The following is an 11858-nucleotide window of genomic DNA, read 5'->3' as shown; positions in this document are numbered from 1 at the left end:
TCCAGCCTCACCGAAAGCCTATGGGCAGCCGCCTGCTCTCCCCGGGCGCAGAGCCGAAGTTAAAAACCGGCAATACCAAGCCGCTACAGCCCCCGCCCACCCGTGAGCAGCCCGTACACGGCCGGCATGGTGCGACGCAGCACCGCCCCCACGAGCACCGCAACCAGCACAATAGCCAGCGGCAGCAACAGGAAGACCAGTAGGTTCTGCTGGGGCCATAGGCGCAGCGCCGCTTCGGTGGCGTAGTTTACCAGCGGCACGTGCAGGACATAAATCATGAAGGAAAAGGCCGTGAGCCACACAAACCAGCGCTGCCGCATAGCCACCCGCACCAGCCCATCGGCCCCAAACCACATAACCAGCACGCCCAGCGCTTCGGCGGTTTTGTGCAGCAGCAGCATGGGCAGGAATGGGGGCTGTTGCAGGTAAAAAGCCAGCCAGGTTTTCAGGGAAACAATGCCCAGCCACCCGGCCGTCAGCAGACCCAGCCGGAACCAGCGGGGCGGCGTGAGCATATCCACCTGGCGCTTGCGCAGCCAGATACCCAGCGCGAAAAACAGTAAACCGGTGCCCTCAAACAAGGGTGGCACTCCAATATCCAGTAGCCACAGCAAGCCCGCCACCGCAAAATAAATCTTCGGGCCGCGCTCCACCGCTTTGCGCAGCCAGGGGTACGCCAGGTTATACACCAACAGGCTGCGCAAAAACCACAGCTGAAACGGCACCGGCAGCAGCAGCCAGCGCAACAGCAGCTCGCCCGGGCTGTAGCCGCTCACCAAGGGGTTTTGCGGGCCGAAAATACTGAGGGCGGCATCCAGCACCAGCTGCCGGGTATAAGGGTACTGCTCCATAGCCCATGTCATGCCCAAGCCAATGGCACTCCACAGCAGATAGGGAACCAGCAGCGTGCGCAGGCGCTTTTTCACCCGCTCTTTATGCGGCGTAGCGGCATCGTGGTGGGCAAACAGGTAGCCGGAAATGGCAAAGAGAATAGGAATGCGGAAGCGCAGCAGCCCATTGGCCAGAAAATACTGCAGCAAGGAGCCCACGGTCAGCGGCTCGTCTACCGGCGTCCAGGGCTGCAGGTAGCGCGGATGCAGGTTGTACCCGTGCACGTACACCAGCAGCACCATGGCCACCAAGGACCAAAAGCGAAGCTTCTGGCTTAGAAAAGGGTCGAGGCGGGCAGTGGTGCCGGGTTCAGCGGTAGAAGGAGTGGAAACGAGCTGCATATAGGCTGAGATGCCTTTAAGGTAGCTAATCGTTGCCTGCACCGGCACAAAAAAAGAGCCTCCCGAACGTTGTCGTTCAGGAGGCTCTCTATGCTAGAACCTTTGACTACTCAGGCGGCAGCCAGCGGGGTATTTTTACTTCTTAAACAGCGAGTTAACGAACGTATGGCGGTCAAACAGCTGCAGGTCCGTCATCTTTTCCCCTACGCCGATGTAGCGCACGGGCACGTTCAGCTGGTCACTGATACCGATAACCACGCCGCCTTTGGCCGTGCCGTCGAGCTTGGTGATGGCCAGGGCCGTTACCTCGGTGGCTTTGGTGAATTCCTTGGCTTGCAGGAAGGCATTCTGGCCGGTGCTGCCATCCAGTACCAACAGTACTTCGTGGGGCGCATCGGGAATCACCTTCTGCATCACACGCTTGATTTTGGTCAACTCGTTCATCAGGTTCACCTTGTTGTGTAGGCGGCCGGCGGTATCAATAATGACTACATCAGCCCCCATTTCCACGCCTCGCTTCACGGCATCGTAGGCAACGGAAGCGGGGTCGGTGTTCATGCCGTGGGAAATAACGGGTACGCCCACGCGCTGGCCCCAGATGATGAGTTGGTCGACGGCGGCGGCCCGGAAGGTATCGGCAGCGCCCAGCACTACTTTCTTGCCGGCAGAGTGGAAGCGGTGGGCCAGCTTGCCAATGGTGGTGGTTTTACCCACTCCGTTCACGCCCACCACCATAATTACGAAGGGCTGGCCGGTATTGTCAGGGCGGTCCAGGATGGCGCGGGAGCCGGTGGCGCCGCTGTTGGCGTCCAGCAGCTCCACAATTTCCTCGCGCAGGATGCGGTCCAGTTCGGAGGTGCTCACGTACTTGTCGCGGGCTACGCGCTTCTCAATCCGGTCAATCACCTTCACGGTGGTGTCGATGCCCACATCGGCATGCACCAGCATCGTTTCCAGGTCATCCAGCACGGCTTCGTCCACGGTGGCTTTGCCCACCACGGCTTTGCTTAGCTGATCAAAGAAGTTGGTTTTAGTCTTCTGCAGGCCTTCATCGAGAGCCTGCTGCTGCTCCTTGCTTTCCTTGTCCTTCTTGAAAAAATCGAAAAGTCCCATGCGGTCAGGATGTTGCGCGAAGCTCCAGCTTCACGCGTCGGTGCGGAAGTTGAACAGCCGGCGCGGCCGGTGGGCCGCCTGGCTTGCTCAACGGGACACGAAGCTGGAGCTTCGCGCTACTACAACGCAAAAAAGTCCCACGGTGGCGGGACTTCTTCACTTCGGTGGGTATGCCACTGGGGCGCCGGATTACTTAACGCCGGTGGCGAGGTAGTCCTGCACTTTATCCACGGGCACCATTTCCTCACGGAAAGTATAGGCACCAGTTTTCTCCGATTTAACGGCACGAATCACTTTAGCCCAATCCTTACCGCCTGGGGTTTTCAGGGTTGCTACTACTTTCTTAGCCATTGCTCAATTACTTGATTTCCTTGTGAACGGTCATCTTCTTGAGCACAGAGTTGAACTTCTTCAGCTCAATGCGCTCAGGAGTATTTTTGCGGTTCTTGGTGGTAATGTAGCGCGAGGTGCCCGGCTGACCCGAGTTCTTGTGCTCGGTGCACTCGAGGATTACCTGCACCCGGTTTCCTTTTTTAGCCATCTCGACTTAGTTTTTGGATTAAGGACTGCAAAGGTACACGGCTTTTTGGAATTGTCAAACACTCCGGCGAACAATAAGCACAGGAATATCTTTTTGACTTTCATGCTGCTACGCCCCCACCAGGCGGGCATTCCGCCGCTGCAGGCTAGGCAGAGGCGAAAAAGGGCACTCAACGGCCGCCACCTTTCCTTCCTGCCCAGGTCCGTAACGCAGCTTAGCGCAGCTCCATGTTGTGCAATACTATCACATATTCCTTCGTCGCTGCGTCGTAACCGATGGTGTACTTGGTAGGATAGTATACCCCGGTTTTCTCTACCACATCCGGGCGGGGCAGCGTGAAGGTTTCGGTTTTCTTTTCTGCAAGGTAAGCCTTGGTAATCATGGGCTCCAGGAAAATAATCTTTCCGTTGTAGGAGCCATAGATAAACGTTTGGGTGAAGTCTTGGCCGTGGTACTCATGGCTGCTGGGGTCTACCCAGTGGCGGCCCATCATGGGTATGGTGCGGAAGGGCGCTACGTTGGGGACCGTTTGGTAGCCGGCCGGTAGCAGGTTAGCAGCGGGCAGCACGTCTCCTTTGGCGTCGTCCAGGCCAATTTGAGCACGCTCAGCCATGGTAATCATGTAGAAATGAGCATCAAAATGGGGCTTGCCATATACCGCTTCCGGTTCGTGACCATTGGGGTTCCAGTCCAGAGAAAGGTGATTGAAGGGCAGCTTAGCAGTAGAATTTGCCGGGAGGTTGAGCATATACCAGGCCGGGGGATTAGTATTAGTAGCGGGCAGGCCGGTGAGGGCCGCCTCGGTCAGGCGCATGCCTATTTCCGTTGGGTTCCCGTTGGCATCCACCGTTACAAAGCTGCGAGCAGTACCGTTGCCTACCGTTACGGCATCACCGAAGGTGGTGACGGGCGTGGCAGGGGGAGTGTTGTTATCATCATCATCGTTGCAGGCGGTAGTAAACGCCAAGCTACCTATCATGAAAATAGCCAGCCAGAGACGCACCCCACGGTGCACCCCAAAAAGAAGAGAATGAAGCATAAAATGAAGGATTAAATAACAGCAGAATGTTTCCTGCAGAGCAATCAGACTCCAGACCAGCTTTGCTCTAACTGATCTGTCAGGGCATCCCCTGGTATGGACAAAGCCATACCAGGGACCCGGCGTCTGCGCAGCCTAGTGCTCCGGAAAGCATCGGCAGCACCTAAAGACACAAATATTAATGATAATAATGCAATATATACAAAATCATGGATATAGCCGTGCAATTTTATGATGCCTGCATTTAGAGGCTGACCTATTTCAGCACTGGCAGCTTAAAGGCTTCCAGCACACTGGATTTAGCCATCAGCTTCTCAATATCCGCCACGGTGCGCGGCGCTTCTTTGGAAAGGTTTTCGTAGCCGGTGCTGGTCAGGAGCACATCATCTTCGATGCGCACGCCAATATTCCACCACTTTTTATCACAGGGGCTGCCCTCCGGGATATAGATGCCGGGCTCCACGGTAATAACGTTTCCGGCGCGCAGGGGCCCGTAAGTGCCCCGGTCGTGCACATCCAGGCCCAGGTAGTGGGAGGTGCCGTGCGGGAAATAGCGGCGTACATCCTCGGGCTTGGTAATGATGCCCAGCTTCAGCAAGCCGGCCGTAATGACATCCTGGGCGGCTTTGCCCGGGGCGCTGAAGGCATTGCCGGGCTTGCACTCCGCAAAGCCGGCTTCCTGCGCAGCCAGCACCAGCTCGTATACCTGCCGCTGCTCGGGACTGAACTTGCCGCTGGGCGGAATAGTGCGCGTTACATCGGCGGTGTAGCCGTGGTATTCAGCCCCGCAGTCCATCAGGAGCAGGTCGTTTTTCACCTGCTGCTTGTCGTTGGTTTCGTAGTGCAGAATGCAGCCGTTGGCGCCGGCGCCCACAATGCTGGGGTAGCCTTCAAACTCGGCACCGTACCGCTTGTACACATACTCGTGCAGGCCCTGCACCTCCATTTCGCCCATCTCCGGCTTCAGTGCCTTCATCACCTCCTGCTGGCCTACGGCGCTGATGCGGATGGCCCGGCGCAGGTGCGCCAGCTCTTCCGGAGTCTTTATCTCGCGCAGCTGGTCCAGGGCATTATTAAGCAGGCTGGCGTCGTGCCGGTCCACGGGCCGGGCAGCCAGCGCCTTCTGGCGCTCGGCATCGGTGGCGGCCTGCAAATACCCCTGAATGTAGGTATCGGCGGCCAGGGCCGGCTGTTCTTTCATCAGCCTTTCAAGGTAGCCTTTCATCTGCGGGGCGTTGCTTACCCCGGAGCGCTGCAGCCGGTTGTACAGCTCAGCGCGGGCCGGGCTGTAGTCGGCGGGCACAGCGACCTGCTGCCGGAAGTCGGCTACCAGGTTGTAGAGGTCGGCGGGGTCGCGGCGGTCATCCCGCACATCGGCAGGCAGACTGGTGAAGAGCACCTGCCCGAAATCGGCCCAGCGGATACCGGCTCCGGCAAAGGCCTTGTTCTCGGCGGTGTACTGGAGCTTAAGCTGGTCTTTGGCGCCGGCACTGCCCAGGCGGCGGCCGGTCCACTGCTCGGCCTGCGGGTCGCGTGGCTGCACAAACAGCGCCTCCGTAACCCCGGCCTGCCCATTGATGGTTTGCGGCTCTTTGAAGAGCACCAGCACGGCATCGGGCTCATCGTAGCCGGTCAGGTAAAAGAAATCCGGGTCCTGATGGTAGAGGAAGTTGACATCGTTGGCGCGGTTGCGCACGGGGGCCGCAAACAAAACGGCAACGGAGCGAGCCGGCATCTGTTGACGCAGTAGCTCTCTCCGTTGCCGGTGAAATGCGGGGTCCAGAAAATCGGCCGGCCGGTCGGGACCGGCGGCGCGCTGGGCAAAGGTGGCAGCCACAGGGGCGGCCAACAGACCTGAGAGCAGCGCGAGCTGTCCCAGGCGAAGAAGTTTGGCTGGAAGCACAGAAAGGAGGTTTAGTCGGCGAAGAGACCCACATGACACGGAAACGTTGCGTTCCGCTTAGTGCAGGCTTCACCCAAGAAGCTCCTAAACTTCCAAAAAAACTAGTAAACGATGAAGCCCTGCTCTTTCGCCTTCTTCAGGACCGACATGATGCCGTTCTTGTTGATAGTGCGGATAGTGCTGGTTGCTACTTTCAAAGTAACCCAAGCATCCTCTTCGGGGATGTAGAAGCGCTTCTTCTGCAGGTTCGGATAGAACTTGCGCTTGGTCTTGTTGTTGGCGTGCGAAACGTTGTTGCCTACGCGGGTACGCTTGCCGGTCAGATCACAAACTCGGGCCATGATATAGAGGGACTTGAAGGTTTCAGTGCTTGAAAAAGGGACGCAAATATCGGTATAACTTCGATAGTAACAAACCCAAAGGCTGAAAAATAGCGGGTTAGCTCTGTTTTGGGCCGCTGGAGGGCTTCTTGGCGCTGCCGTCGGCCTTCCAGGGGCAGTGCCGGCAGCCGCTGCCGCAGCAGGTGCCGCGCCGCAGGTGATACTGCTCCGTGAAGACCATATAGCCCTGGGGCGTGAGATAATAGTCGCCGGGTTGCAGGGGCTGAGGGGCAGAAGGCGCGGCCATTTACTTGTTACCGGCCAGCTCGGCAATGCACTCAATTTCCACCAGGGCATCCAAGGGCAGCCGCGATACTTCCACGGTGCTCCGGGCCGGGCGGTGCTCCCCAAATACGGCCGCGTAAGTGGCGTTCATGCGGGGAAAATCTGCGAAGTTTTTCAGGAAGACGGTCGTCTTTACCACGTTGGACAGGCTCAGACCTTTGGCCGACAGCACCACGCTTAGGTTGTGCAGCACCTGGCGGGTCTGCTCCTCAATGGTGGTGGCCTCAATGCGCATGGTTTCCGGTACCAGGGGCGTTTGGCCGGAGCAAAAAACCAGCCCGCCGGCTACTACTGCCTGGGCGTAAGGACCAATAGCCTGCGGGGCAGCCGGGTGATGCAGTGTTTCCATAGCGCACAAAGGTAGGCCACTTTGTCTGATGCGCAGTGTTTTGTTGTACTTTGGCCAGCCGCTGGGAGCCGGTAAATTCCCCTGTTTCCCCTATCTATTCTATCCTCTATGAATTCCTCCTCACTTCCACGCTTCCTCTTCTTTAGCGTGCTGGCGGGCAGCACGCTGCTGGTGCCTGCACAGGTGCAGGCCCAGAAAAAAGCCGCCCCTACCGAACAGCCGTCTGGCTTGGCCGGGACAGAACAAGCAGATGTGTTGCGCGAATGGGATAAGACGATTGCCAAACCGGTGAAGCAGGCTCAAAAAACGCTGCCATCGGTTAAAAAGCGCTACGCCGCCGGGCTGCCGGCCGGACAAACGCTCTACCTGACTACGCGCCTCTTCGACTCCAACGGGCAGTTTGAGCAGGTATTTGTGCAGGTAACCAGCTGGCAGGGCAATGAGGTAACCGGCACCCTGGCCAATCATTTGGAATTAGTGCAGCAATATCAGCCTAACCAGGCCATTACGTTTCCCGAGCAGGCCGTGCTCGACTGGACCATTACCACGCCCGACGGGCGGGAGGAGGGGAATTTTGTTGGTAAGTTCATTGACCAGTTACAGCAGAGCAGCGGCCAATGAGGGATGGGCCGCCCGGGCTTTTTTCGTAATTTCGGGCAATTCAGGCCTGCTATCTTCCAAACCCCACTACCTGTATGGAAACCACCTCCCCTACCGCCACCCAGACCCGCAGCCAGCAGCTGATGGCCCTCGAAGACCAGTATGGTGCCCACAACTACCACCCGCTGCCCGTGGTGCTCAACCGGGGCGAGGGCGTGCACCTGTGGGATGTGGAAGGCAAGCACTACTACGATTTCCTCTCCGCCTATTCTGCCGTAAACCAGGGTCACTGCCACCCGCGCATCATCGGGGCCATGACGGAGCAGGCCCAGAAGCTCACGCTCACCTCCCGCGCCTTCTTCAACGACCAGTTGGGCGCCGCCGAAAAGCAGCTTTGCGAGCTGTTCAACTACGACAAGGCGCTGCTGATGAACTCCGGCGCCGAAGCCGTAGAAACCGCCCTGAAGCTGGCCCGCAAGTGGGGCTACCAGGAAAAAGGCATTGCGCCCAACATGGCCCGCATCATTGTGGCCGAGCATAACTTCCACGGCCGCACCACCGGCATCATCTCCTTCAGCACCGACCCCGACAGCACCGGCGGCTTCGGCCCCTACATGCCCGGCTACCAGGTAGTGCCTTATGATGATCTGGCGGCGCTGGAAGAAGCCGTGCAGGACCCGCACGTGTGCGCTTTTCTGGTAGAGCCCATTCAGGGTGAGGCCGGCGTGATGGTGCCATCCGAAGGCTACCTGGCCAAAGCCCACGCCATCTGCAAAGCCCACAAGGTGCTGTTTATTGCCGATGAGATTCAGACCGGCCTGGGCCGCACCGGCGCGCTGCTGGCCACTTGCTACGAGGGCGTGCACGCCGATATTCTGGTGCTGGGCAAAGCCCTGAGCGGCGGCATGCTGCCGGTTTCGGCGGTGCTGGCGCGCGACGAGATTATGCTCACCATTCAGCCCGGGCAGCACGGCTCCACGTTTGGCGGCAACCCGCTGGCCTGCGCCGTGATGCGCGCCGCGCTGGATGTGCTGCTCGATGAAAAGCTAATTGAAAACGCCCGCGCCATGGGCGAGGTATTCCGGGAGCGGATGCGCCGCGTGCAGGCCAAGCGCCCAGAAGTAGTAGAGCTGGTGCGCGGCAAAGGCCTGCTGAACGCCGTAGTCATCAAGCCCCACGCCGACGGCCGCACGGCCTGGGACGTGTGTGTAACCCTGATGGAGCGCGGCGTGCTGGCCAAGCCCACCCACGGCGACATTATCCGCTTTGCCCCGCCGCTGGTGATCAATGAAGAGCAGCTGCACGAAGCCTGCGACATCATTGAGCAGACTATTATGGAGTTTTAACCCGAGAACTTTTTTCGGCTTTCACGTAAGAAGCGGGCCACCCTCTCCGGGTGGTCCGTTTGTTTTTGCTGATGAAATCAATAGCTACCAAGCATTTCCTGTTGCTGCCCCTGGCTCTATTGCTGAGCTGCCGCAGTGAGAAGGCCGCTTTTCAGTTTCAGCCTTCTGCCACAGTAGTTGCCGTATCCGCTCCGGAAGATGTTACCGCCACCGCGGATAGCGGGCCCGCTACGCCTATGCTCCCGGTCACTCCCGCGGCCCCGGCCGCAGTGGCCCAATCGGCTCCCGTAGCAGCTTCACCTGTTCGGGAGGCAAGCCAGCGGGTGAGCCGCTCCCAACCGCTCCAGCCACAGGCTGTCCGTGCTGGCCTGCGCCGCACTGCCCGCCCTCAGGGTGAGGGCGAGCCGGAAAATAAAGTATGGCATCTGGTAGTGGGCTCGGTGCTGGTGGTAGGCGCCGTGGTAGCCGGGCTGTTGCTGGGCGGCTGGCTGGGCCTGGGCGTGGGCGCGGCCGGGGTTATGCTGGGCTACTACTTCCTGGTATTGGGCATTGGTGGCCCGCACGCGTGGCTGGGCGTTTTTCAGGAGTGTTTTAATATGTAAGCGCCTACATTTAGGCGATGAGCTATTGGACGTATTCCCGGTTAGTTATTGGCCTGATGGGCTGCGTAGCATTAGGTTGCCGCAGTGAGCAAACTGCTTTTTCATTTAGCGCTCAGCCACAATTTTCAGCTGCTCCATCCTACCAGCCGGAATTATCGGCTGCGAGTCCGGTGCAACGGGAGCCTCATTTCTCAGCGCGCTTTCAGCCCGTCATCCGGCCAAAAACTTGGGTTAAGTCCACTTCTTCAGCAGGTAGAATCGCCAAACCACTCGGGCAAATTTTGCAAGCGCCTACTACTTTCCAAGTGTTGCCGGTGCACAGATCCAAGAGGCTCAACACTATCAATTCTCAAAAGAAACCTGTCCACGCCGCTTCTCCGAAAGGAGACTTTTTTCAAATCCTCGGCACCATTGTATTTATTGGAGGCATTGTGCTGTGGGTAGTCATGGGCGGTTGGGCTGGATTTGGGCTTTTTGCATTTTGTAGTCTGGCAGCGTTGATATTGTCTTTCTGGGGCAGCTACATGATTGATGGCAACTTACCCTAAGGCCCACGGCCGCAACCTTATCTTTGCGGCCGTTGTTCTGCTCTGATGTCATTACTGAACGAAGCTATGCCTATTCTTCCCTCGCACCGTCCGCGGCGCAACCGTAAATCCGAAGTTATCCGCAATATGGTCCAGGAGACCAACCTGGCGGTGCAGGATTTCATTTACCCGGTCTTTTTGATTGAAGGCCAGAATCAGCAGATTGAAATTCACTCCATGCCGGGCATCTACCGGCACTCCGCCGACCGTCTCATCGACGAAATCGGGCAGTGCGTAGAGCTGGGCATTAAAGCATTTGCCCCCTTTCCCGGCATTAACGATGCCCTGAAAGACCGGCTGGCCCGCGAAAGCGCCAACCCGGAAGGCCTCTACCTCAAAACCATAACCGACATTAAGCGCCAGTTCCCGGATGTGGTTTTGATGACCGACGTGGCCATGGACCCCTACTCTTCCGACGGGCACGACGGCGTTGTAGACCCGGAATCGGGGGAGATTCTGAACGATGCTTCCCTGGAGGTGCTGGGCCAGATGGCCCTGGCGCAGGCCCGCGCCGGTGCCGATATCATCGGCCCCTCGGATATGATGGATGGCCGCGTGGCCTGGATCCGGGAGGTGCTCGACAGCAATGCCTTTACCAACGTGAGCATCATGAGCTACACGGCCAAGTACGCTTCCGCTTTCTACGGCCCCTTCCGCGACGCGCTGGACTCGGCCCCGAAAAAAGGCGACAAGAAAACCTACCAGATGAACCCCGCCAACCGCCGCGAAGCCCTGCGCGAGCTGGCGCTGGACGAGCAGGAAGGCGCCGACATGGTGATGATAAAGCCCGCCCTGAGCTACCTGGACGTGATTCGGGAAGTGCGCGACCATACGCAACTGCCGGTCACGGCTTACAACGTATCGGGCGAGTATGCCATGATTAAAGCAGCTGCCCAAAACGGCTGGCTCGATGGGGAGCGGACCATGATGGAAGTGCTGCTGAGCATTAAGCGCGCCGGGGCCGATGCCATCCTGACCTACTTCGCCAAGGAAGCCGCTGCGGTGCTGCGCCGCGGCTAACAGTTCTGTCTGCTACTTTGCTTATCGAAAAAGCCCACGTGAAAACGCGGGCTTTTTTCATGGGCTACAAGATGTGAATCAATGCGTACCAAAGAGGAAAACGGCAATCTGCCGGAACTCCTCAAACATGGCCCCTACCTGATAGGTGATGATAAACAGGCCCACATAAAACACACTGGGGTACTGCTTGCCCAGCGTGAGCAGGGGCGCAAATAGCCGGTTGAGCACGTAGGGGCGTGTGGTGAGCAGCACACAGGAGGCCCCAATAAGCCCACCCGCCAGTATATCCGTGGGGTTGTGCACGCCAATATAGATGCGGGGCAGGCACACGAAGATTAGCACGTACCCCAGCACCAGCAACCCAATGCGCCGGTTAATCAGCAGAATGCCGGTGGTTAAAGCCAGCACCAGCGTGGCCGTGTCGCTGGGCATGGAGTTTACATCGTTGAAGGAGGAAGAGGTCTTGCTGCGCCAGTCGGCAATGGGGTTCACAAACTTTAGCTCCTTGTTGTACAGGGGGCGCACCCGAAAGGGCAGCACATGCACTAGTACCCGCGCCACAAACATGGCCAGCAAACCACCTACCAGCGTGGCCAGCAGCATCTGCCGGACATGTACCCGGTTGGGCGTGTGCTGATAAAACCAGAGAAACCAGAACGTCATGGCCACAATGCCACCCTTCAATAGGTTATTGAACACGAACAGGTTAATCAGCGAGTCGAAGAAATCGGACTGGCGGGCGAACTGGTTTACAAAGGTGATAATGTGATAATCAAATGCGTTCATGGGTTTTAGGCTAAGTAGCTCCAATAACACTTAGCACTAAAATAGTGATAGTAATAATTTTTACAAATAAAATAC

Annotated in this window: 15 protein-coding genes; 5 read left to right on the top strand and 10 right to left on the bottom strand. The window is 58.0% G+C overall.

Going from position 1 to position 11858, the window contains the following annotated elements; all coding sequences use genetic code 11:
• Window positions 1-83: 83 nt before the first annotated feature.
• From AM218_RS15385 to AM218_RS15350, 9 genes are all read right to left on the bottom strand, one after another.
• A complete protein-coding gene (locus tag AM218_RS15385) occupies window positions 84-1232 on the bottom strand; it encodes an acyltransferase family protein (protein WP_157547687.1) in 1149 nt (382 codons plus the stop codon).
• 135 nt (window positions 1233-1367) lie between these two features.
• Window positions 1368-2345, bottom strand: a complete 978-nt coding sequence (gene ftsY / locus AM218_RS15380) for a signal recognition particle-docking protein FtsY (RefSeq protein WP_054414844.1) — start codon at window positions 2343-2345, stop codon at window positions 1368-1370.
• A gap of 189 nt (window positions 2346-2534) precedes the next feature.
• Window positions 2535-2696: a DUF4295 domain-containing protein gene (locus AM218_RS16445; RefSeq protein WP_071843814.1), complete on the bottom strand. Its 162-nt coding sequence runs from the start codon at window positions 2694-2696 to the stop codon at window positions 2535-2537.
• Between the two features lie 7 nt (window positions 2697-2703).
• Window positions 2704-2886, bottom strand: coding sequence for a 50S ribosomal protein L33 (gene rpmG, locus AM218_RS15375; protein ID WP_044510387.1), 183 nt, complete (start codon window positions 2884-2886; stop codon window positions 2704-2706).
• Between the two features lie 214 nt (window positions 2887-3100).
• Entirely contained in the window at window positions 3101-3925 is an 825-nt protein-coding gene (locus tag AM218_RS15370; protein ID WP_054414842.1) for a DUF5602 domain-containing protein, read from the bottom strand.
• A gap of 256 nt (window positions 3926-4181) precedes the next feature.
• Window positions 4182-5762, bottom strand: a complete 1581-nt coding sequence (locus tag AM218_RS15365) for an aminopeptidase P family protein (protein ID WP_231717507.1) — start codon at window positions 5760-5762, stop codon at window positions 4182-4184.
• A gap of 167 nt (window positions 5763-5929) precedes the next feature.
• Window positions 5930-6169 carry a 50S ribosomal protein L28 gene (gene rpmB, locus AM218_RS15360; RefSeq protein WP_044015540.1) on the bottom strand — a complete coding sequence of 80 codons (240 nt, stop codon included), beginning with the start codon at window positions 6167-6169 and terminating at the stop codon, window positions 5930-5932.
• Window positions 6170-6266: 97 nt separating this feature from the next.
• Window positions 6267-6455, bottom strand: coding sequence for a C1orf53 family protein (locus AM218_RS15355; protein WP_054414840.1), 189 nt, complete (start codon window positions 6453-6455; stop codon window positions 6267-6269).
• Window positions 6456-6842: a RidA family protein gene (locus AM218_RS15350; RefSeq protein WP_054414838.1), complete on the bottom strand. Its 387-nt coding sequence runs from the start codon at window positions 6840-6842 to the stop codon at window positions 6456-6458.
• A gap of 108 nt (window positions 6843-6950) precedes the next feature.
• Between AM218_RS15350 and AM218_RS15345 the strand changes: the two genes are divergently transcribed.
• The 5 genes from AM218_RS15345 (at window position 6951) to hemB (ending at window position 10997) form a co-directional block, all read left to right on the top strand.
• On the top strand, window positions 6951-7463 hold the full coding sequence (locus tag AM218_RS15345) for a DUF2314 domain-containing protein (RefSeq protein ID WP_082318269.1): 513 nt from the start codon (window positions 6951-6953) through the stop codon (window positions 7461-7463).
• Between the two features lie 74 nt (window positions 7464-7537).
• Complete coding sequence (gene rocD / locus AM218_RS15340) at window positions 7538-8788, top strand: ornithine--oxo-acid transaminase (protein ID WP_054414833.1); 1251 nt, start codon at window positions 7538-7540, stop codon at window positions 8786-8788.
• Window positions 8789-8859: 71 nt separating this feature from the next.
• Window positions 8860-9390: a hypothetical protein gene (locus AM218_RS15335; protein WP_157547686.1), complete on the top strand. Its 531-nt coding sequence runs from the start codon at window positions 8860-8862 to the stop codon at window positions 9388-9390.
• A 17-nt stretch (window positions 9391-9407) separates the two neighbouring features.
• Entirely contained in the window at window positions 9408-9938 is a 531-nt protein-coding gene (locus tag AM218_RS16870; protein ID WP_157547685.1) for a hypothetical protein, read from the top strand.
• Between the two features lie 66 nt (window positions 9939-10004).
• Window positions 10005-10997 carry a porphobilinogen synthase gene (gene hemB / locus AM218_RS15325; protein ID WP_054415685.1) on the top strand — a complete coding sequence of 331 codons (993 nt, stop codon included), beginning with the start codon at window positions 10005-10007 and terminating at the stop codon, window positions 10995-10997.
• A 78-nt stretch (window positions 10998-11075) separates the two neighbouring features.
• Here the strand turns inward: hemB and AM218_RS15320 are convergent, their stop codons facing one another.
• Window positions 11076-11783: a phosphatase PAP2 family protein gene (locus tag AM218_RS15320; RefSeq protein WP_054414830.1), complete on the bottom strand. Its 708-nt coding sequence runs from the start codon at window positions 11781-11783 to the stop codon at window positions 11076-11078.
• Between the last annotated feature and the right edge of the window lie 75 nt (window positions 11784-11858).

Origin of the sequence: Hymenobacter sp. DG25A, assembly GCF_001280305.1 — a bacterium.
Classification (GTDB): Bacteria; Bacteroidota; Bacteroidia; order Cytophagales; family Hymenobacteraceae; genus Hymenobacter.
Note: the sequence above shows the minus strand (reverse complement) of the source record. Positions and strands in the feature narration are given on the sequence as shown.